The organism is bacterium (assembly GCA_026416715.1).
Taxonomy (GTDB): Bacteria; UBP4; UBA4092; order JAOAEQ01; family JAOAEQ01; genus JAOAEQ01.
Genome location: JAOAEQ010000003.1, coordinates 116,900 through 139,138 on the forward strand (window position 1 = coordinate 116,900; position 22,239 = coordinate 139,138).

Annotated in this window: 16 protein-coding genes; 11 read left to right on the forward strand and 5 right to left on the reverse strand. The window is 37.7% G+C overall.

The annotated features are described in order from the left end of the window. Window positions 1-67: 67 nt before the first annotated feature. The 4 genes from N3A72_02145 (at window position 68) to N3A72_02160 (ending at window position 7,041) form a co-directional block, all read left to right on the forward strand. Window positions 68-2,473: a DNA internalization-related competence protein ComEC/Rec2 gene (locus tag N3A72_02145; GenBank protein ID MCX7918410.1), complete on the forward strand. Its 2,406-nt coding sequence runs from the start codon at window positions 68-70 to the stop codon at window positions 2,471-2,473. Between the two features lie 72 nt (window positions 2,474-2,545). Continuing rightward, window positions 2,546-3,958: a hypothetical protein gene (locus tag N3A72_02150; GenBank protein ID MCX7918411.1), complete on the forward strand. Its 1,413-nt coding sequence runs from the start codon at window positions 2,546-2,548 to the stop codon at window positions 3,956-3,958. Further along, window positions 3,948-5,513: a glycosyltransferase family 39 protein gene (locus tag N3A72_02155; protein ID MCX7918412.1), complete on the forward strand. Its 1,566-nt coding sequence runs from the start codon at window positions 3,948-3,950 to the stop codon at window positions 5,511-5,513. Before N3A72_02150 ends, N3A72_02155 begins: the two co-directional genes overlap by 11 nt. Window positions 5,514-5,712: 199 nt before the next feature. After that, complete coding sequence (locus N3A72_02160; protein MCX7918413.1) at window positions 5,713-7,041, forward strand: hypothetical protein; 1,329 nt, start codon at window positions 5,713-5,715, stop codon at window positions 7,039-7,041. A 148-nt stretch (window positions 7,042-7,189) separates the two neighbouring features. Here N3A72_02160 and N3A72_02165 read toward each other — a convergent pair whose 3' ends face one another. The 4 genes from N3A72_02165 to N3A72_02180 all read right to left on the reverse strand — a co-directional run bounded on the left by N3A72_02165 (window position 7,190) and on the right by N3A72_02180 (window position 10,276). Continuing rightward, window positions 7,190-7,618 (reverse strand): ferritin-like domain-containing protein, encoded by a 429-nt coding sequence (locus N3A72_02165; GenBank protein ID MCX7918414.1) that lies wholly within the window; start codon window positions 7,616-7,618, stop codon window positions 7,190-7,192. 130 nt (window positions 7,619-7,748) lie between these two features. Beyond that, on the reverse strand, window positions 7,749-8,162 hold the full coding sequence (locus N3A72_02170; GenBank protein MCX7918415.1) for a secondary thiamine-phosphate synthase enzyme YjbQ: 414 nt from the start codon (window positions 8,160-8,162) through the stop codon (window positions 7,749-7,751). Window positions 8,163-8,432: 270 nt separating this feature from the next. After that, entirely contained in the window at window positions 8,433-9,857 is a 1,425-nt protein-coding gene (gene gltX, locus N3A72_02175) for a glutamate--tRNA ligase (GenBank protein ID MCX7918416.1), read from the reverse strand. An 89-nt stretch (window positions 9,858-9,946) separates the two neighbouring features. Then, window positions 9,947-10,276, reverse strand: coding sequence for a hypothetical protein (locus N3A72_02180; GenBank protein ID MCX7918417.1), 330 nt, complete (start codon window positions 10,274-10,276; stop codon window positions 9,947-9,949). Window positions 10,277-10,605: 329 nt separating this feature from the next. Between N3A72_02180 and dacB the strand changes: the two genes are divergently transcribed. From dacB to N3A72_02215, 7 genes are all read left to right on the forward strand, one after another. Then, window positions 10,606-12,078, forward strand: coding sequence for a D-alanyl-D-alanine carboxypeptidase/D-alanyl-D-alanine-endopeptidase (dacB, locus tag N3A72_02185; protein ID MCX7918418.1), 1,473 nt, complete (start codon window positions 10,606-10,608; stop codon window positions 12,076-12,078). Window positions 12,079-12,123: 45 nt separating this feature from the next. Beyond that, complete coding sequence (locus tag N3A72_02190; GenBank protein MCX7918419.1) at window positions 12,124-12,480, forward strand: DUF721 domain-containing protein; 357 nt, start codon at window positions 12,124-12,126, stop codon at window positions 12,478-12,480. Then, entirely contained in the window at window positions 12,419-13,108 is a 690-nt protein-coding gene (locus N3A72_02195; GenBank protein ID MCX7918420.1) for a hypothetical protein, read from the forward strand. The genes N3A72_02190 and N3A72_02195 overlap by 62 nt, the downstream gene beginning before the upstream one ends. Window positions 13,109-13,296: 188 nt before the next feature. After that, on the forward strand, window positions 13,297-15,735 hold the full coding sequence (locus N3A72_02200) for a cellulase family glycosylhydrolase (GenBank protein ID MCX7918421.1): 2,439 nt from the start codon (window positions 13,297-13,299) through the stop codon (window positions 15,733-15,735). A gap of 83 nt (window positions 15,736-15,818) precedes the next feature. Further along, entirely contained in the window at window positions 15,819-17,267 is a 1,449-nt protein-coding gene (locus N3A72_02205) for an aminotransferase class I/II-fold pyridoxal phosphate-dependent enzyme (protein MCX7918422.1), read from the forward strand. A 218-nt stretch (window positions 17,268-17,485) separates the two neighbouring features. After that, complete coding sequence (locus tag N3A72_02210; protein MCX7918423.1) at window positions 17,486-17,839, forward strand: hypothetical protein; 354 nt, start codon at window positions 17,486-17,488, stop codon at window positions 17,837-17,839. A gap of 77 nt (window positions 17,840-17,916) precedes the next feature. Beyond that, window positions 17,917-19,080 (forward strand): hypothetical protein, encoded by a 1,164-nt coding sequence (locus N3A72_02215; GenBank protein ID MCX7918424.1) that lies wholly within the window; start codon window positions 17,917-17,919, stop codon window positions 19,078-19,080. 551 nt (window positions 19,081-19,631) lie between these two features. Here the strand turns inward: N3A72_02215 and N3A72_02220 are convergent. Next, window positions 19,632-22,022 (reverse strand): glycosyltransferase family 39 protein, encoded by a 2,391-nt coding sequence (locus tag N3A72_02220; GenBank protein MCX7918425.1) that lies wholly within the window; start codon window positions 22,020-22,022, stop codon window positions 19,632-19,634. Window positions 22,023-22,239: the final 217 nt, after the last annotated feature.

Below are 22,239 nucleotides of genomic sequence, written 5' to 3' on the forward strand. Positions count from 1 at the left end.
TGTTCGAACTAGATACTACGATTTTTTAATCTATGTAGTCATTTAAGAAATCTGTATAATCAGGTATATGGACCGGCCGCTGGTCGTTATTACCCTATGTTTTATCTGTGGTCTTACCCTTGGCCATTATGTTAGTATTTCTATTTCCTTCCTATTTGTTATCAGCCTTCTTTTACTCATTATTTCTGCTATTCTGATTCATCACGAAAAAGATGCTTCGGTAATTATTCTAGTTCTCGCAGGATTATTGGGTGTTATCCATATAGAACGAACGGAACGGAACAACCGTTTTCGGTTAGCATATATTGACTCGATTTCAAAGTATTCACCGATTAATCTAACCGGAAGAGTAGTTGATAGTTCACATAGAACGAATGGGGAAATGGCGTTAACCATTGACCGAGTAAAATTCTATTATAACCAAACGTGGTATGATTTCAGCGGACAAATTTTGGTTATCCTACCTGCTCAAGAGAATATATCCGTTGATTCCAATTCGGCTAAAGAACCAACTCGGTATTTTTACGGCGATAGAATACAAGTGTATGGAACAGTCCAGATAGCTCCAGAACCTGCCAATCCCGGTGAATTTAATTATCGCGAATATTTATTGCAAGAAGAAATATATGGCATTGTTAACTGCTGGAACGCTGCTGATATTCAAAATCTTTCAGTGAGTTCTTTTGGAGTTTGTGAACGCATTCTTCGCCTCGCATCAAAAATTAAATATTATTACGTTTGCATTAATAATGCTACTCTTCCACCTACACACGCCGCATTATTAAACGGGATTGTTCTTGGTGAAAAAACTGAATTAGCCGATGATATAAAAGAAGCATTTATTCGTTCTGGAATATTTCACCTCTTGGTCGTTAGTGGGAGCAATGTCATGTTAATTGCGGTTATCGTTTTCGTTGTGCTAAAGGTATTCCGAGTGAAACGGAGAATCGCTGCGTTGGTTTCGATTCCATTAGTTATCCTGTATGCGCTGGTTGCAGGATATCAACCGCCGGTATCTCGTGCGACAATTATCGCGGTTATGGTGCTGCTTGGGCTAGCTACGAAACAAGATGTACAAATTATTAATAATCTCGGGATTGCTGCATTGATAGCTTTGATAGTTAATCCGTTGGATATTTTCGGTGCAAGTTTCCAACTTTCTTTTTTAACCGTTTTAAGTATCATCCTAATCTATCCGATTCTACAGCAATGGATGCCGTTTCCGAAGAAACTTTTTTCAGTGCAGCTAATCCTATATAGTTCCATTGCTGCGTTTATCGGGATTGCGCCGTTGTCAGCGTATTATTTTAATCTTTTACCGTTGATATCTCCGGTAACCAACTTACTCGCTGTTCCAATCGTTACTATTAATCTGTCCGCCGGATTGGTTTCAGGTATTGTTTACCCTTTTTCACCAGCATTAACCCAGTTGGTTGCAAATACGAACTGGTTACTGCTAACGATTCTCATGAAAGTAGTTACATTTTTCTATTTCATTCCGGGAAGTTATATCTATGTTGCTAGACCAGCATTATGGGTTATCGTTCTTTATTACCTTTTTCTACAAGGTTTTATTTATGGCTTTTATCCAACGGTTTATGCGCCGAATTATGCGTTCCGTAAAAAGTGGCTGGTGGCTGTTTGGGGAGTTCTACTCCTTATCGTAGTGAATGCATTGATTCCGTGGAATCGGAACCTAGAACTAACCTTTTTGTCAGTCGGACAAGGGGATAGTGCATTCATTAAATTTCCAAATGGGAAAACGATGTTGATTGACGGCGGCGATTATTCTGCTGGGAAACGGATTGTAATACCATATTTACGTCGGCAAGGAGTCCATCATTTAAATACGGTGGTATTATCCCATCCGCATAATGACCATCTCGGTGGTTTGATTCATGTATTAAGTAATATTCCAGTTGAAATGTTCATAGACAGTAACCAAATGAGATATGATTCCGAGTATTATCCAAAGTTGTATGAAATAATTAATAAAAAAAATATAAAGACGGTCAAGGTGGCTCAAGGATACCAGATATCTCTGTTTAGCAGAGCAACGATAACTATTCTCCATCCACCAACTGAATTTCTTCAAACTACTCGTTCTGAAACGAATAATAATTCTATCGTGTTACGTGTAATTTATGGTAAAGTAACCACGATATTTCCGGGAGATATTGAACAAGAAGCAGAACGGTATCTAGTCCGGAAAAGAATCACACTCGCAGCGACAATTTATAAAGTGCCACATCATGGTTCTGCTAGCTCGAATGAGTTAAGTTTTTTGCGCTCTGTTCGACCAGAAATAGCGATTATCTCAGTCGGGAGAAATAATTGGTTTAATTTACCATCGCTAGTTGTTCTGGAATCTTTGAAAAAAGATAATGCCCAGATATACCGAACTGATATCAACGGTGCGATTCGTCTTTGGACGGATGGCGATAAAATAAAAATTGCATCAATGAGAGATTAACCGCAATAATCTCAAAACTGAATAGACCAAGCGGTTGGTTATCGTTCGAGAACAAGAAAGTTTTCATCCCCTATGCATAATCGGAATTATATATCAAATGGACTGTTAATCTTTATCTTTTTTTTATCGTACTATTTACTTACCTTTGGTCGGTCACAAGAGTATTCCTATTTTGATGGTTCGATAATGTTTAATGTTACAAAAAGTATTGTCGAAGATGGCAGTTTAAAATCACGGGTACCGGGCATATATCGCGGCGGAGTTGAAGTAGTACATTCGCAGTATGGTTTAGGATTTTCAATTGTGACTATTCCAATGTACCTATTGTTGAAATTTATTGCACAGCAGACTGGAATATTTCAGTTTGAATCAATTGCTCGAGCAGCACCGATGCTAACGAATGTATTGATTACTGCTTTAACCTGTACACTACTATTTTCATTCGGGAATCAATTGTTTCGCAACAAACGGATAGCGTTTTTCATAACCGCTATTTATGGACTTGCGACAATGGCGTGGCCATATTCCCGCTATGATTTTTCTGAACCGTTAGCCGGTTTATGTATCTTCGGAGCGATATATACATTATTTCTTTTTCAACAGGGGAAACAGAACTATTGGTTGGTGATAAGTAGTCTTGCAATAAGTTTTGCGTTATTTACTCGAATTGTTGAAGTGATTTCGTTGCCATTTTGGTTTTTGTATTTATATCAACTCTTGAAAGAAAAGAAAGCAACGGTTAGTAAACGGTTCTTCATCCAAATATTCTTACCGTTAATATTAACCGGAATCGCTTATTTCTGGTACAATTATTACCGCTACGGCAACATTTTTACTACCGGCTATGGATTAGATTTACGGATTCAAACTTTAGTCCGGAATTTTCTGCCTGGGTTGTATGGACTTTTGTTAAGTCCGGGAAAAGGATTGTTCTGGTATAATCCGCCATTATTGTTATTTCTGACATCAATCCCAATTGTATATAACCGAGACCGGTCGTTATTTTATTGTGCAAATGGAATTATCCTTGCCCATTTGGTTACCTATTCTGCATGGACTGCTTGGGAAGGTGGTTGGTGCTGGGGACCGCGCCTGCTATTGCCGATACTCCCTTGGTTGGTTTTATTAAGCGGGTATTGGCTTGAAACTAGGCGCATCCAAATGCTTAGCTGGTTTTTATTTTTATGCGGATTTATTATCCAGTTTCTCGGAATTGTCTTTCCTTATAACCACTATATCTATTCTACCTTATCCAATGGTATCCCGTTTTCGGCGTTACTGTTTCAAGTTCAACATAGTCCGATTCTAGGACATTTGATTTTGCTTTTTCAATATCCGATGTATCTCTGGGATTTCGCGTTGGTAGCTACTGTTCCTGATTCGATTAGATACTATAAACTCGGTGCAATAGTTATTCTGGTATTTATTTTTATTTCTTCAACCGTCATTTTAACGAAACGAGTCATCAATCCGTATGAAAATTAATTCGATCTCAGCCATGAAAAAATGGTTATTCTGGTTAGGTTTATTGGTCGTTATCGGATTAAGTATCTATCTCCGATTCTGGAACTTGGAGACAAATCCCCGCTGGTATAATGATGAATGTATTTATCTCAATGCTACGAGAAATCTTCTTCATGGAAAGTTACAAATGCAAGCGGTAACCTGGACTTTTTTCTCCCCGCATCTACCACATCCGCCGTTGTTTTTTCTGCTCAGTGCGATTGCGTTGGTTCTTTATTCTAATGGAGTGATAGCATTACGGATTATCGTAGCGCTTGCTGGGATCGCTACGACCATTTTACTCTATTTTACAGGAAAAGAAATTCGTGATGAACAAACCGGTTTATGGGCTAGTTTCTTGTTCGCCATTTATCCTTTGTCGGTAATTTATACCCGTTGGGCGTTTCCCTATGCTTTGGGAATGTTCTGGATTCTGTTTACTATTTATTGGTTACTTAGGTATGTTAGTATACGAAAAGAGAAGTATTTGTATTTTGCAGGAATAACGGCTATGTTATCGGTATTAACCATTTATGATGCGCTCGAACTTATCCTTTTTCTAGCAGCCGGTATGATATTGATGAAAATTGATTGGAAAAAAATCGGTTTGATACTTAGTATTGCACTAGGTCCATTAATCCTGCTTTTTTTAGGTATGCTAATGGTAGATTGGCAATCAGTAATATATGATTTGCGAATGCTTGTCGGGCGGTTCGTACACGAAAGTATACCGCCGCATAACTTCTGGTTACTCGTAGCCGGATATAAGAAATTGTGGTTATTAGATAGTTTTATGTTTTTTGGAATTATTGGATTATTATTCGTCAAACGAGAATACCGATTATATCTCGCGCTCGCTTTCCTATGTATCAGTATTCTTCCGGTTGCTCGACTTGGAATTTATCTTGATATATTTTTCCATCCGATAATGATTTGTTTACCACTCATTATTCTTGGATTAGCCAATATTGTTACCGGTATACTCGAGCAATGCTATCGCCGATTAAATTACGTAATAAAAAAAATACCAGCTTTATCACAATTTACCATTCAATTTATTCAATTAGCCCCGATAATAATCATTTTCATTTTGTTAATCCCATGTGTGGTAACCGATATTCGGAGCGTAAATAATGTTTTTATAGCGAAAATGAATTATTTCGCCAATCGGAATAATAACCATACGGTTGCTTTAGCGCAGTATCTCAATCAACATACTGAAAAGAATGACGTGGTCATAGCGCCGTTATGCGTGCAACAATTTCTCCAATGTAATAGTACCGATTTATTTCAATCTGCCGCATATAGCGGTTGGGACACCCAATATTATTCAGCTGAGCTTCCCAAAGAACGTTTTAAGTATCCATGTGCATATTATTGGGTTAAATATATTGTGGTTTCGGAAGTTGACCGAGTTGATACGATAACCAAACCAGGCGTTAAGGAACTGTGGCAGAGAATTCAGGCAGATAAGTGGCAAATTGTCTACCAGCTTGGTGAGTATGATGTATATTTAAATCCGTTGTATAAGAGCTAGTCAGAATAATTTAATTGAGAGTATAAGATGGAGTAAAGAAGAATTTTTGTCATTCTCTTAGCAATACTTTGATTTGATTATGCGACGAATTTGGATCAAGTATCGAATAGAAATAATACTGTTTTTATTGTTCTTCTTTTGCTATAGTTACATTTGGCATAAGCCGAGTTGGAACGATTTGGGGAGATATGACCTAATTATGGCTATAGTCGAACAAGGAACAGTCTGCATTGATTCGTATCACCAGAACACCGGGGATAAAGCATTTTATCAAGGTCATTATTATTCGGATAAAGGCCCTTTTCCTGCTTTTCTTGGCGTTCCGATATATTGGTTGTTATCGAAACTTTTTACAAAAATGGAACCTCAGTTGGGATTTGCTGGTCATAGGCAAGTTAATCTTCTAATTTGGTTTACTAAATTGGTGATTATCCGAATTCTGGTTATTTCCGCTCTATCAGCGTTACTTGCAATAGTTTTATACCGATTTCTACTTCGGTTGGGAACAGAGCCGAAACTAGCAATACTGCTGACTATTGGGTATGGTCTCGGAACGTTAGCATTTCCATATTCAACCTTATTCTATGGACATCAACTAGCAGCAGCGCTTATCTTTATGTCATTTTATATACTATATAATTTGAAACATCCAATTCAGAATATTTCATACAAAAAATCAAACGTATGTTATCTAATCTCAGGATTATTATGTGGGCTAGCTATTTTAACCGAATATCCGGTGGTTCTGTTGGTCGTAGTGCTTTTCTTTTATGCTTTTCCAATTTACACACAGCAATCTGCATTTCGAAATATTCTATGGTTTTTGCTCGGGTTCGTTGGTCCGATAGCAGTTTTATTTTATTATAATTATCTTTGTTTCGGATTTCCGTTTACATTCGGTTATTTCTCAGTAGCAGATGAAAACTTCCGCCAACAGATGGCGAAAGGAATTGCTGGGATAACGTATCCTAAAGCAGATGCGCTGGTTGGTATAACATTCAGTGCATATCGCGGATTATTTTTTATTAATCCATTATTACTATTATCAATTTTCGGGTTCTATTATTTCTATCAAAAACAAGAAACACGGAACGAATTCCGGTTTATTCTTGTCGCGTTCATCATCTATCTATTATTTAACGCATCATATTATATGTGGTGGGGTGGATGGACGATTGGCCCGCGGCATTTGATTCCAATAATTCCGTTCCTCATTATTCCGATAGCATTTATTCCATTGAACACATCTAAATGTTTCAAACCATATCTTCTTTATATTTTATGCATGATTTCTATCCTATTTATGGTTATCGGAACGGTTGTTGACCCACAGGTACCGGATACTATCCGCAGATTATCCTGGAGTCCATTATTCGGCTATTCCCTTCCTAAATTTCTCTCCGGCGATTTTTATGCTAATCTCGGTACCGTTCTCGGTCTCAACGGTCTAGCCAGTATTCTTCCACTGCTAATCGTCATGGTTATCGGCATTTCTCATCTTATCTATTTAGCGAAAAGGGCAACATAGGATTAGAAGTGTTAATAGGGAAGAGATAGAGCTATACAATATAGCGCTATTCACTGTGTCGAATTTATAAGCTTTATGGCAACGTAAAAAAAGGGTATCTCATTATTCAAGAGATACCCCTATAAATGGTAAAGTATGTTAGTCTCGTTTATTTTTTAATTCCGAGGATGGTTTCGAATTGGTCAGCGTGTCCTTCTTCTTCAGCTAGAATTTTCTCGAATAACAGGCGGGTGGTTGAATCATCCGATTCCGCAGCAAGCTTTATAATCTGCTTATACATTTCGATAGCTTCTTCTTCAGCTTCCAAATCAGCTTTTACCATTTCTGGCAAGGAACCACCAACTTTAATCGGGGTTGGTTTAGTCGTCGGTGTTCCACCAAGATAAAATAACCGTTCCGCAATTTGTTCCGCATGTTTCATTTCTTCAATGGCAATATCTTCAAAAATATCTTTAATTTCCGGACTCTGCATTCCGATAGCCATTACATGCTGCCACATATATTGAATCGTAACCCCGATTTCTCGCGCAATCGCTTTATTCAACCATTCTAATAACTCTTGTTTACCTTTAGCCATAATTCATTGAAACCTCCTATTTTTTAATGGGTATAGTTGTGCAGCTAAGTTATTTAAGCATCGTTTAGCTGGATTTAAGCTATGCAATCAGTTAATTAAGATACCCAAAAACGCTTTATTTCGTCAAGGATTATTCACCAATCGCTTTGATAATAACCCGTTTTTTTCGTTGCCCATCGAACTCGGCATAATATATCTGCTGCCATGGACCTAAGTCTAACCGACCATTAGTTACCGGAACAATAACTTGATGATGTATCAGAAGACTTTTTAAATGCGCATCTCCATTAGTTTCTCCGGTTCGATGATGCCGATATTCCGATCCTTCTGGAGCCAATTCCTGCAACCAATCGTCAATATCAGCAATAAGACCAGATTCCGCATCATTAACATATACCCCTGCAGTAATATGCATCGCTGAAACAAGAATAAATCCTTCTTTAATTCCACTTTTTTTAAGAACTTTCTCAACTTCATCGGTAATATTGATATATTCTCGTTTTCGAGAAGTATTAAACCAAAGATATTCAGTTATTGCTTTCATAATAAACCTCTTGAAATATTTCTTTTAACAATAACTATATCAATGCTTTATAATTTATTGATATTGAATAAAAAATTGACTATTAACCTTGATTTATTATGTGTATGTATGTTATAATATTATTGTATAAAAATAAAATTTTGTCCATTCGGGCTGGAAATGGAATTTCGGTTCTGTTTCTGGCCTTTCTTTTTTAATACCGAAATTAAGCGAATACAGAAAGAAATAATGCAAATAAAACAATTTATTTCATCTGCTCTCTCGTTCGGTTCATTTGGATTCAAGGACTGCCTTAATTCGTTTAACCGCAGTTTCTTTTCCCATAGCAAATAGCAACTCATAGATACCCGGACCAACAGTTTTCCCAGTTAATGCAACTCGGGCGGGATGAACGAGTTGACCGAGTTTAACCCCTTTTTCGGTTGTGATTTTAATGAATAACTTTTCAATATTTTCTATCGTATACGGTTCCAATTTATCCAATTCCGTTTCTAACATTAAAAGAAGAATTCGAGATTCTGCTGGTGAAAGATGTTTTTTCGCTGCTTCCGGCTCAATTGTAATCTTATCAGCTAAATAGTAATCGAAATTTGTGGCGATATCTTTAACTGTTTTTGCCCGTTGTCGTTCGAGTTCGATAACTGAATGTAACCAGGTTTTATTGATCTTCTCAATATCATACCCTTTCTCTTTTAGTAATGGGATGAGTAACTCTTCTAATCGGGAGAGGGGAACCCGTTTAAGATAGATACTATTCATCCACGAAAGTTTATTATGGTCAAATATTGCTGGGTTCTTCGATACTTTATCAAGAGAAAACTTTTCAATTAACTCCTCTTTCGAGAAAAATTCGGTTTTATCATCATATGCCCAACCGAGTAATGCGAGATAATTCATCAATGCTTCCGGCAGGTATCCAAGCTCGCGGAATTCTAGAACTGACGCTGCTCCATGCCGTTTGCTCAGTTTCGTTTTATCCGGCGCAAGGATAACCGACACATGGGCGAAGTATGGCGCTGGCTGACCGAATGCTTGATATAGCATCAACTGTCGAGGTGTATTGGAGAGATGCTCTTCACCGCGGATAACGTGGGTTATTCTCATTTCAATATCATCAACTACAACCGTAAGATTATAAACGGGCGTTCCATCTGAACGCAGAATAATAAAATCATCGAGAACGCGATTATCAAAAGTAACTCTACCGCGTACCAAATCGTTGATGTCAGTGAACCCTTCTAATTTTCGAAACCGAACCGCCGCTTTTTCACCGTTATCAATTCGGGTTAACGCTTCTGCTTTTGTCAGGGAAGCACAGGTACCATCATATTTCGGCGGAAGTTTTGCCGCTAATGCTTTTTTGCGTTTCTCTTCGAGCAATTCCGGTGAACAAAAACAAAAATACGCTTTATTTTCATCTAATAATTTCTGTACATACTTTTGATACAATGCAGTTCGTTCTGACTGAAAGAACGGTCCTTCATCAAAATCGAGACCTAGCCAGGCTAAACTATCCAAAATCGCGCGCGTTGATTCTTCTGTAGACCGTGCAGCATCGGTATCTTCGATGCGTAGAATGAATATACCGCGATGATGCCGAGCAAATAACCAATTAAATAACGCACTTCGCGCGCCGCCAACATGCAGATACCCCGTTGGACTTGGCGCAAACCGAACTCGTACTTTATTCTCCATAAAATAAAACGATTCAAACGGATAGTTATGGACGCACACGAATAGTGAATCCATTTGTATCAGAATCAATCCGTCTGAATCAGATTGAGTTAGAATAACGATTTAATCCAATCAATTCCTTCTTGAATGCTAGTTATCCCGAGAACAAAATAAGCGACTGCAGCTATGATCGCAAGTAGTATCGCTAATCCGATTAACCGGCGTAACCATTTAGAGACTACCCAATGCCATTTCGGTTTCTTTTCATACGCTCCCTGCCGAGCCATAAAATTTTTCATCTGGATATAACAAGCTTCACTACAGAATATCCCCATATCAGTTGTTACCTGACAATCACGACATACCGGCTTCAAGCAGTTCTTACATCGGGCAACCGCTTTAACTAGCGGATGATTAATACAATATCCCTTCACCGCCATAAAAGTTACCTCCGAATTTCCGTCGTTATTGTAAAGATATTATACCACGAAGATATCAATACACAAAGGTTAGAAAATAGTATAATTGTACTGAAAATTCTATACTTTTTCTTCACTTAGAACTCATGCAGCCTCTAATTTATAACATAATTCATTCAAATCGGCAACCCGTTGTTATATCCATATAGGTTAACTTGTCTTGGTATCTTAATGTTTCGGTGGTTAAATTATACCATTTCGTTTGACAAGAATAGTCGTTCCATTTTACTATTTTTAACCACAGATTAGAAAGCTTTCATTGCTATAACGTTTAAAAGGAGAAAAGATTGATGCGGAGAATAGGTTATTTTTTAAATCTCATTTTTTGTTTAGCTATAACCGCAATCGTTTTTGCGGTAGATAAACCTGACGTGCGGTTGAAAGAATTAAGAAAAGATTTAGATGAAATTCTCGCTTCGCGAACAATTCGGTCAGCGCAGGTTGGAGTCTGTATCGTATCATTACGACCAGATAATGGCGTTATCTACGCGCATAATGCCGAAAAAGCGTTCATCCCAGCGTCTTGTATGAAAATATTCACTTCCGCAGCTGCGCTGGATACGCTCGGAAGTCAATATACGTATAAAACGGTTATCTATCAAAAAGGGAAAATTGATTCTAATGGGGTTTTACAAGGGGATTTAATTATTCGCGGTACTGGTGACCCATCTATTTCCGGCCGGTATCGAAACAAAAATGTTCTCGCAATTCCGCAAGAGTTTGCTGACCAATTACTTGCTGCCGGAATTCGGAAAGTGCAAGGGAACTTGATAGCTGATGCGACTTATTTCGACAATCGTGAACTTGGCTGGGGTTGGTCGTATGATTATCTTGATGCATGGTATGCGGCGAAAGTTGCAGCGTTATCGTTCAATGATAATTGTATTGATGTTTATATCAGACCGGGGAAAAATGTCGGTGACCCAGCGGTTATCCGATTCAATCCGCCGACAAACTATGCTACTGCTATAAATAAAATTACTACCGCTCACCGAGGGACGCGCGCATCAATCCGCTGGGATTGGATTCCCAATAGTCAACAAATTGAATTTCGCGGTAGTGTACCCTTACATTCAGGTGAAACGCTTCATTATATTGCAGTAGATAATCCAACAATGTATACCTTGACTGTTCTAAAAGAGACGTTCGAACAGAAAGGTATCCAGATTACCGGACACCTACTCGAAATTCGGCAACCGCTACCTTCACCAATCAATATGGATTGTAAACCGGTAGCGAATTATACCTCGCCGCCGTTAGGTGAACTGCTAAAAAAAGTAAATAAAAATAGCCATAATTTTTTCGCTGAACAGCTCTTAAAAACTGTTGGAGCAGTGAAATATCAGGATGGCAGTTATGATGCTGGTGTGAAAGTTGTTCAAGAGCTTATGCAACGGGCGAAAATTGACTCAGAAGGGTTTGAACAGGTTGATGGTAGCGGATTATCCGCATATAATAAAGTTACTCCGGAACAGTTGGTGGGAATGCTGAAATATATGTATCGGCATCCGGAACATCAGAGTTATTATGATTCATTTTCTATTCCCGGAGTAGATGGTACTTTACGCAGTCGGTTTAAAGGATTAGGTAGTCGAATGCGTGCGAAAACCGGGTCGATTAAAATGGTATCATCGTTAGCAGGATATCTGACTACGAAATCCGGTGAGCCAGTAGCGTTTGCGATTTTATTCAATAATATGGCGAATCGTGGAGCAGCAGTTGCGGTTGAAGATAAAATTGTCAATCGATTGGCTGAATTTTAAATAGCATACACAGATTGCAAAAAACGGTTATACAGATTGAGAAGTATGGCACATGAACCAGTTAAAATTGGCGATATCCTTTGGCAGAGTATAGATACGTTAGAATTCAAGCGAAACATTTATCCGAAACTTATCGAATTGAGTTGGCATCATATCCTTGGTTCGACATTAGCTCAACATTGTAAATTTCGGAAAATAGAAAAAGATAAAATCTATATAAAAGTTAATTCACCGGAATGGTTCAAGGAACTTAACGACCATAAACCGTTATTGATCGAAAAGATTAATCGCTATTTCAACAAGCCGCTTATTGCTGACATAGAATTAGAACTGCCAGCGTATGCCCGACCAAAACCAAAACCAAGAACTCGACCAAGAAATAAAAAGAATTGCTCGAAATAACGGAATAGCGTTATTGAGTGTAGCTGATGTTTCTTCAGTTGCGGATATGATACATCCGGAAGTGCAATTAGCGTTGCAAGGGTTACCCTTTGCGATTTCAATTGGTATCCGCTTGTCCGACCGGATTATTGAATCCCTGATTGATAAACCGACGAAATTATATCTCCATCATTATAAAACCTGTAATCAAGTTCTTGACCATACATCGCTTAAACTAACGAATATTATTCAAGCGTATGGATACCATGCACTTCCGATACCAGCTTCACAGTTAGTTGATTGGGGTGGAACTACTTCCGGTCATATTTCACATCGAAAAATCGCACATCTTGCTGGACATGGTTGGTTCGGACGAAGCGGGTTGATTATCCATCCAGTGTATGGTGCACGAGTTCGGTATACAACAATATTTACAGACGCACCACTTTCCATAGCGAATCCGTTTCAAGGAGATTGTAGTGAATGTAGGTTATGTATTGCGATATGTCCAGCGGGAGCGATTACTGAAAACGGAGTCGATATCCAAAAATGTTTTACTCAATTAAAACAGTTTGCTAAACATTTGGGCGGAACGCAATATATTTGCGGATTATGTATTAAAGCGTGTAAAGGGAAACGGGAGACCTAAACAGCGTTCGAATGAAAGAACCTGAAAACAAAAAAACGCTTGAATGAAGATATCCACTATATAACCATTTAACAGAATATCTTATGAGAATCAGGGTTATTTATTCCGTTACTGTTGTATTATTGTTTTTATATAGTATTAGTATTTGTGCCGAATTTCCACGTCATATCCCAAAGACATTTTTCGCGATGCAATCGCATTCGCTGCAAGGTGATACAACTCATCATACACGAACTTGTCAATTAATGGCAGAAGCGGGAATTAAACTTATTCGCGATGAACTCTATTGGAGTAATCTGGAACGAGAAAAAGGGAAGATTATTTTTCCAGAGAATTATCTCCAGAATGTTGAAATCACCTTAGCGCATGGAATCGAACCGTTAATCATCCTTGATTATGGTAATCCGAATTATGATAATGGACGAGCTCCGTATACCGATGAGGGTCGAGAAGCGTTTGCCCGGTATTGTACCGCTGTAGTGAGTAAGTTTAAGGGCAAAATTAAATATTTCGAAATCTGGAATGAACCGAATATACCTGGATTCTGGAAACCGGAACCAAACCCGAAAGATTATTTCTTATTATTAAAAACGGTATATCAAGCGTGCAAACAAGCGAACCCGAACTGCGTTATTCTCGCTGGAGCGACCAGTGGTGTAGATTTGAAATTTTTTGAAGAAGTATTCAAACTCGGTGGATTGCAGTATATGGATGTTCTTTCGTTGCACCCTTATACTGGCGTATCTCCGGAAGGAAATGATTTAGTCGGTAAACTAATTGCCGCAAGGAAACTAACCGAGAAATATCGGAAGTCGCTCCGGATTTGGATAACTGAAATCGGATATCCAACACATACCGGTCCGAATGGTTTTACTGAACAGACGCAATCGGATTATTTGGTTCGAACCTATTTCCATTCGTTAGCAAGCGGGTACGTTGATGCAGTATTCTGGTATTGGTTTGGTCCTGACGGACCGGATGAAACCTATAGTGAAGACCGATTCGGTATCATCCGGTCGGATTGGTCGCCGAAACCGGCGTATATTGCGTATAAAACTATGTATGAGCAAATAAACAACGTACAATATCTTGGTTCGATTGATTCAACGAATCCCGCAGTGGTAGGGTATCGATTCCAAAACGGAAATAATCTGCTCACAGTTCTCTGGTCAGTTAAAGGGCGGATTCCTATTGGAATTAAAACGCGAGCGAAAGAAATCCAGATTATTGCTGCTGATGGAACACAACAAACATTAACACCGTTACAGAATGTGGTAACATTCACCTTAACCGAATCGCCAATATATATTCATTCAGGGAAAGACCCGATTCAAGTTACGACTCCCTTATTCAAATTCGGGAAATCAAATTATGTTTTCCCGCCGGGCTCAACGAAATCAGTTACCCTGATTTTGGATAACAAGAGTATTAAACCAAATCAGCAGTTCGATGGATTATGTAAACTAGCTATTAATCCGCTTGAAATCCAGTTAACCAAAGAAATCATTCCTATCAGACTTGAAAAAATCGGTTCACCGATTTATCGAATCCAGATGATTACTCCTAGATTGCCTTCAAAGAAAACTGCGATTTTAACTGCACAGGTAATTATCGGAGGTAAATTAATCGGTGTCGTAGAAACCGAAATTCAACTTACTGAACCAGCAATATTACAATGTTATCCGGAGTTAGATTTAGTGACCGGAACGAAAAACGTTAAGATTAGATTAGACAATCTGATGGAATCACCGATATCCGGTGAACTTCATTTAAGTTCCCTCAAGGACACTATCATTTTCGATCGGGTGATTATTCCATTTAGTGAAATTAGCGCGAAATCCGGCTGGACGTACCTCGCTGAAATTAAAGAAAGTAATGATGCACCGGATACATTATATTCACTAGAAGTATCCGCTTATTTAACTGATGGAAATACCTTGCGATTAAATAAAACCATAGCTTATTTACCATGCAAGAAATCGAAACAGAATATTGTTATTGATGGTAATCTTGAAGAATGGAAAGATGCGATACCAATCCGATTAACTCGGGCTGAACAGATTACTGTTGGGAAAGAAAATTGGTTCGGTAAATTCGATGGAAGCGCAACCGTTTCGCTCCTTTGGGATGATAAAAATATTTATGTAAGTGCGATTGTCCTTGATGATAAGAGAAGTAATACCATAAAACCGAGTTCTTCAGTTTATCATAGCGATGGTTTAGAAATCTATTTCGATACCGATTTGGTTAGTGATTATACAACCGCAAAATATAACGATGATGATTTTCAATTCGGATTTTTCGATACGCCAGATGGACCGATTGTCTGGCGCTGGTCTCCCGGCGATACGCAAGATACTGCGGCACAAATAGCTATCGTCGAACGGAATGATTTAGGCGAAAATGCCCAAGCTACCGGATATATACTCGAAGCTAGGATTCCATTGTCAGAATTGAGATTGAGTCCGCAACCCGGAATGGTTATCGGATTCACGGTCGCTTTGGACGATGATGATACTCCGAATGCAGTCGACCCGTTCAAACAGGATATGCAGATGATTTGGGCTGGCAGTAAAAATAATTGGTGCGACCCGACAGGATTCGGGCAGTTATTTTTTATAGAATAATATTCGATTACGATGATTATACTTATACTATCGTCGCCATCAACCACCATAGAATTAGACTTATCAAGGAGTTAATATTGAGTATGCAACAGCCATTATCTATTACGGCAAATCAGAATATTATTGAAATGGAATATGCGGTTCGCGGTCCGCTGCCGAAACGAGCAGCAGAATTAAAAAAGCTAGGGAAACAGGTTATCTTTTGCAACATCGGGAACCCGCAAGCGTTAGGGCAATCGCCGTTAACCTATTACCGTCAGGTAGTGAGTCTGGTTGAAGACCGGTCGAAAATCGAGCGCGAACGAAAGCTGAAAAAAGTATATCGGGAACATAAAAGTATATTTAACGAAATAAATCCAACTGAGTTCATTTCAGATTATGTTCTCGATGTAAGTGAACGATTCCNTGTTAATACTGGGCATGGGCTTGGTGCATATTCTGAAAGTAACGGATATTATTTTGTCCGAGAAGCGGTAGCGCAGTTTATCAATCGGCGTGACGGGTTCGCGCCAACCAGTAAATTAAGTTCAAATCCGGATAATATTTTTATCAGCAACGGCGCGAGTGAAAGTGCAAAATATATTATTGATTTATTGATCGCACATAAGAATGACGGGATTATGATACCGACTCCGCAATATCCGCTATATTCCGCTTCAATCAAGAAAGCTGGCGGAGTTCAGGTTAACTATTATCCCGACGAAGATAACGGATGGATATTAAATCGCGCTATCCTTGATGAATCATATAATATCGCTAAGAAAAACGGGGTCACGGTTAAAGGGATTGTGGTAATCAATCCGGGGAATCCCACTGGCGCGATTCTGGATGAACAAACTATCAAAGAAGTAATAGATTTTGCGGAAGAACATAATCTCGTTATAATTGCAGACGAAGTGTATCAGGAAAATGTCTATGGAGCGAGCTTTGTTTCATTTGCTAAGGTTTTAGGAGAGAGACAGGTTCCACTATTTAGTTTGCATAGCACCTCGAAAGGGTTTATGGGCGAATGCGGACATCGGGGTGGGTATCTCGAAATCAGGAATGCACCGAAGGTTTTAGGGACAAATCTATCATTTACTGAAGTTATCTTAAAGCAAGCGTCAGTAAGCTTATGTTCTAATACCGTCGGTCAGCTATTAGTATATCTCATGGTAAATCCGCCAGAACCTGGAAGTGAACCTTATACCCAATTTATTGCCGAGAAGGAGTCAGTGCTTAAAGATTTGTTTGATAAAGCGACGATGATTCGCGAAGCGTTCAAGCAGATGGATGGTGTCGAATGTTTCGGTCGGACGGGGGCGATGTATTTATTTCCCCGGTTGAATAAGCTACCGAAAGGAACCGATGATTTTGAATATTGTATGAATCTATTAGAAACTACTGGATTATGCACGGTTAACGGTTCCGGTTTCGGGCAAAAAGAAGGAACACACCATTTACGCATCGCATTTTTACCTCCGAAGAAACTTCTTGAACAGGTCTTACCAGAATGGATTCAGTTCCATAATCAGTATGTAAATAGGAAATAACAGGGAATATATCGTAAGTCACAGTGTTACCGTGTTACGGAGAATATTGATTTTAAAGCTGATTTCAAGAGATAGAATCAAACTCACCTGCGGTAAGTTTGATTTTTGGAATATTGATATAACTAGGTTAAGCGAACAAATTGCGAAATTTTGCAATCCGCTTCTGTTTGATGGTTTAGAAGAATTCGTTAAATTTGTTGAATTCGCGATTAGTTAATATGACTCAAAAAGAGTTTCTGCAATCGGTTAGTAACGGTCGAGACGATATCATTCAGCAATTTCTTGATTTATTAAAGAGGCTGAAAATCAAATATTGTGTTATCGGCGGGCTAGCGGTTAATGCGTATGTTGAACCGGTGGTAAGTTTATATCTAGATATTATTATCGCAACTGATTCGATAGATGAATTAGTTAAAGCAGCGAAAAAGAAATTTAAAGTTGAACGCTTTCCGCATAGCATCAATGTAACCAGTCCGAAATCCGATATCCGGATTCAAATTCAGACTGATTCTCGATACCAAGCGTTTATATCGAGAGCTAGAAGCAGAAAAGTTAACGACAGAAAGATTTAGCTGATATATACCGACTATTAGAGAAATATCTGAAATTGAAGAAGTTATTGCCGGAATTTTAAAGGAGGAGTAATTATATGATTACCAACTTTCCTTTAGATAACTCAAAATGGTTTTATGATAATACAGGTTATTATAGTTATTTATTATTTCGGGATATTACTGAAAACGAATATAAGGACATTGAACAGATTATTAAAAAGAATGGATTAAAAGTATTGCATGCAGGTTTTAGTTATCGTCCTGCTAGTAACGGAATTTTATATAAATGGTTTTATCGGATTAGTGATGAAAAAGGAGAACATCCTTCGCAGGAAAAAATCGATAATATTTTCTCAACTTCAAAAATAACAAAAGAGACTAAAACACAAGGAAAATTCAAAACAAATATTAAACCAAATATTCCTATTATTAAGCAAAAGGAAGATTTACTTGAAGAAAAATTATCATCAATAGAAATTGAATTACAGAAAATTACAGTAGCATTAGACGAAAACAAACGATTAAATGAACGTTTAGAACACAGTCGTAAGCAATACGATGAATTATATAAAATATACGAAAAAGTGCAACTTGATTTAAAAATAAAACGGAAGAAAATACGAAAACTTGAAGAACAGTTATTAGAAATACAAAAAGCTGTCCCCGGAACAGAAAGATCATCTGAAATTATCGAAAAATTAAGAGTAGAGAATAGTAGATTAAACCAAGAATATGAAAATAAAAGTGATGAACTTAATAAATATATCAAAACATTTGACTCTGAGCTCAAAGATAAACAAAAGGAAATAGATAATCTATTAATGGAGAATACTAAATTACAAACTCAATTAAATTCATTAAATTTAAAAATAGAGCAATTAGTAAAGCAATATAGTGAAGCACATATTACACCGGAGAAAAATGTACGAGGAAAGAATCCCAATGATTTATTCCGCGATATGCTTAGGGTATTTTTGCCACAAATTGATTTTATGCCGGGAACAATTGATACACTATGGAGCGAAATAAAAGATCCTATTGAAGTTCTGCAAGATATAAGGGCGTTATCTACTGGCAATATAAAAGGAAAACGTGTTGAGGGTACACATAAATGGTTCGAAAGAAAAGATATTGACTATGACTACCGATTTTATTATAGGCAATGTAAGGATGGTATGTGGAAAGTATTTATAGGTCAGAAAAAAACGCAAAAATTAGACGTTGAAAGATTGAAACAAGAAGAAAAAATAGAAAATTAGGGATCACCATATAATAAACCAATATATTACATTTGATTAGTTCATTCTCATAATAATTTAAATATTGTTTATTTTAGTTTTAGGTATAGTATTAATATGAAAATCAATTGTTTACAATTGGTTACGGTAATCGTACCATTAATGAATTTATTGATATTCTTAAAAAGTACAATATCGAATTTCTCATTGACATTAGATCGAAGCCATTTTGTAAATATTAACAAGAATTCAATCAAAATGAGCTTAAATATTTTCTGAGTAGAGAAAATATAAATTATGTTCTTATGGGTGATGTATTAGGCGGTCATAACGAAGACGATACTTGCTATTTAGATGATAAAGTAGATTATGAAATAATAGCTACTAAAACTTTCTATAAGAATAGCATATGAAAAAAATATAAGAATAGTATTAATGTGTAGTGAATTAAAACTAGAAGCGAGGATGAATTCTTTAAAATAATTAAAGAGAATAAAAAGTATTTGTTCAAAAGTATCTACTGTTTTTGTTACTACACACTGATATTGCTGAAGCTTTTTGAATTTATATTACTAGTTAGTTTTCGTTAAATTTATTACCTCACCTTTGGTCACTTGTCGTTCATTCACGTCTGATACAATCGATTTCTTTTGTTTTGCCCAAGAAATTGAATAAGATGATTTTGCTTTCGTCGGGTAGGGGTTATCTTCGGTGCTATAAGGGACAGTAAATTTATAGGTGCCGGTATAATCAGCTATTGTTTCAACGGAATAAACGAACTCTCGACCAGTATTCGTGATTATCGGAACGGAAATCCTAACTATTGTTTTCGGAGTCGTATGCCCAATTATCGATGCGCCTTTAACCTTCTCGAAAACTTTCAAGCAACTGACTTGTTCTGATTCAACATTCCATTGTGCTGAGGTTTCATAGACTAATCGATAATTTCCTAATGCAGTTCGGCTCTCCTTATCCATTCCATCGAATAGATAGAGTTGGGATGAAATCAGACGATAGAACTGTTGTGTAGGTAAAAATGCGATTCGTGTTCCGCCTTCTTTCGGATGCTGAACCATTCGGTAGATATATTCGCTGGCATCGGTTCCAATTAATTTTCCATATTCTAATAGATTCGGAGTCAAATCAGTTAAAATAATATATCTTGCTTTTTTCTCATCTAAAATCCGAGTCGCAATCATTTCATCTTCAGTCAAAAAAAACCGCATGCCAGCTCGGTTATTATCTGCGTTAGTATGGAATCCGTTGCAAATAGTTGGTCGTTCAGCAATATAATTTATCCAATGTCCGGCTATCCAAGGAGCAAGTATTCCGTATTCCGGGATTTTATTCGGTTTATCATAATATCGGGTAGCGGGAGTATTCTGTTTAATCCAGAGTAAGGTTTCCCGCCATTCTTTTGGAACCCCGGCATATTTCCAAGGTAACGAGCGGATCTCGCGTAAGCAAGGCATCAATAGAACTAGAAGACAAACCGCTGTTAGCAGGAAGCGGATAATTTCGGATTTCGTATTCCGTATTTCGGATTTAATAAATAAATCTTGGAACCGCTCTGTTAAAATTAGTGTTAAAAATGCATAACCGACGGCAACGAGATAAGCCAGAAAATGAGAAAACCGACTTTGCATTAACCCTAGGATGATGATGCAGATGAAAAAAATACAGAACCATAAGATTCCAGAATCGGAAAATTGCAGAATCGGCGAATCAGAGCCGAACCCCGGCAATTGTCTTTTTTTCATGAGTCTATAGAACAAAATCCAATAGACTAATGGGAGCAAATAGAATCCATATCCGAAAAAGCTAGTCGGGCGGAATGCGGAAAAAACGCCCATACTGATAAATAGCGGTTGGAATTCGGTAATTGTTTTCAGCCAAGGGTCAGATTTAATCACCCAACCAATTCCGTTCATAAAATGGCTGGTGAATGTTGGTAGGATTAAATAGATTATGATATAGAGAACGATGAGGAACCAGAGACCTGATAGAACGTACCGCCAACGAGGTTGATTACTGAACCATAAAGAAAGGTATCCTAACAAAATTAAGATACCTAAAATTCCGCAAATGAGAACGATATGGAACCAACTTAATGCATCATAAGCGAATAAAAAATGTTTACCCCAATAGGTACTTGCACAAATTGGCAGTAAGATTAGGAAGGCAGTACCGAAAATTGTTATATTGAGTTTGGTTAGATAGATAGTTTTTGGTTTATCACCATGTGCAATAGAGATAAGAATTAATAAATAAAGGACTAAAATTCCGATAAAAATCAATGCGCCTGGCCAAACGAGCAGACTACAGACGAGCATAACGCCGGTTAAAATAGGCAACCGTAGAGAGTAGACCGTAGGTAGGGTTCTTTCTAACTTCTGACCGCTGGCTTCTGACCTCTGTTGCTTGAGAGAGAGCAGGAGAAACCAAAACATTAGCAGCGGGAAAATCGGTTCTGCAGAATGATGGTCTGGTCTGCCGATAAGTGTCCAGTAAATATGTCCTGGTAATAGAGCATAGAAAAATGCGGTAAATAATCCGATTTTTTTGTTAAAGACTTCTTTAGTCAACAGATACACCGAAATCAAGGTTAATGCGCCGAGAATTGGAGGAACGAATGCAGCGATCAGTTCAACAATATATCTGGTTGGCTTGCCGAACCCGATTAACCAAGCTGGAATTGCAATTAGTAAGTCGTAGAAACTTGGCCAGAAGCAATAGAGTCCTTGTGGGAAACCGGAATAACTATCATAACTCGGAATATAGAAATGATGTGATAAAGCTAGAAAAACCCGGCGGAGATGATAGTATGGGTCTTGTTCAAAAAAGTTGATAAAATTATTCTGAATCGCCGCGTGATACGGAATTATCCTAATCAGAAACCCAAGAATAATAAGTCCTAATAAAATAGTTGGTGGTGAGTTAAGCTTGTATAATTTCAATTTCATAAAAATTTTACCATTTACGATAGCAATTATACGCACTGTTTGTCAAGCAATTTTATCGTGTCTTTTATGATTTTTATCTATTTTCAAAACTCGGCTAAATAGGGAGTTACTACGAACGAGATAATATCTCGTTCGTAGTAACTCCACTACGAGACCATGGTGATAACGAAAGTGTAACCGAACGTACATCGGGTGATATTGATAAAATTCAGAGTCT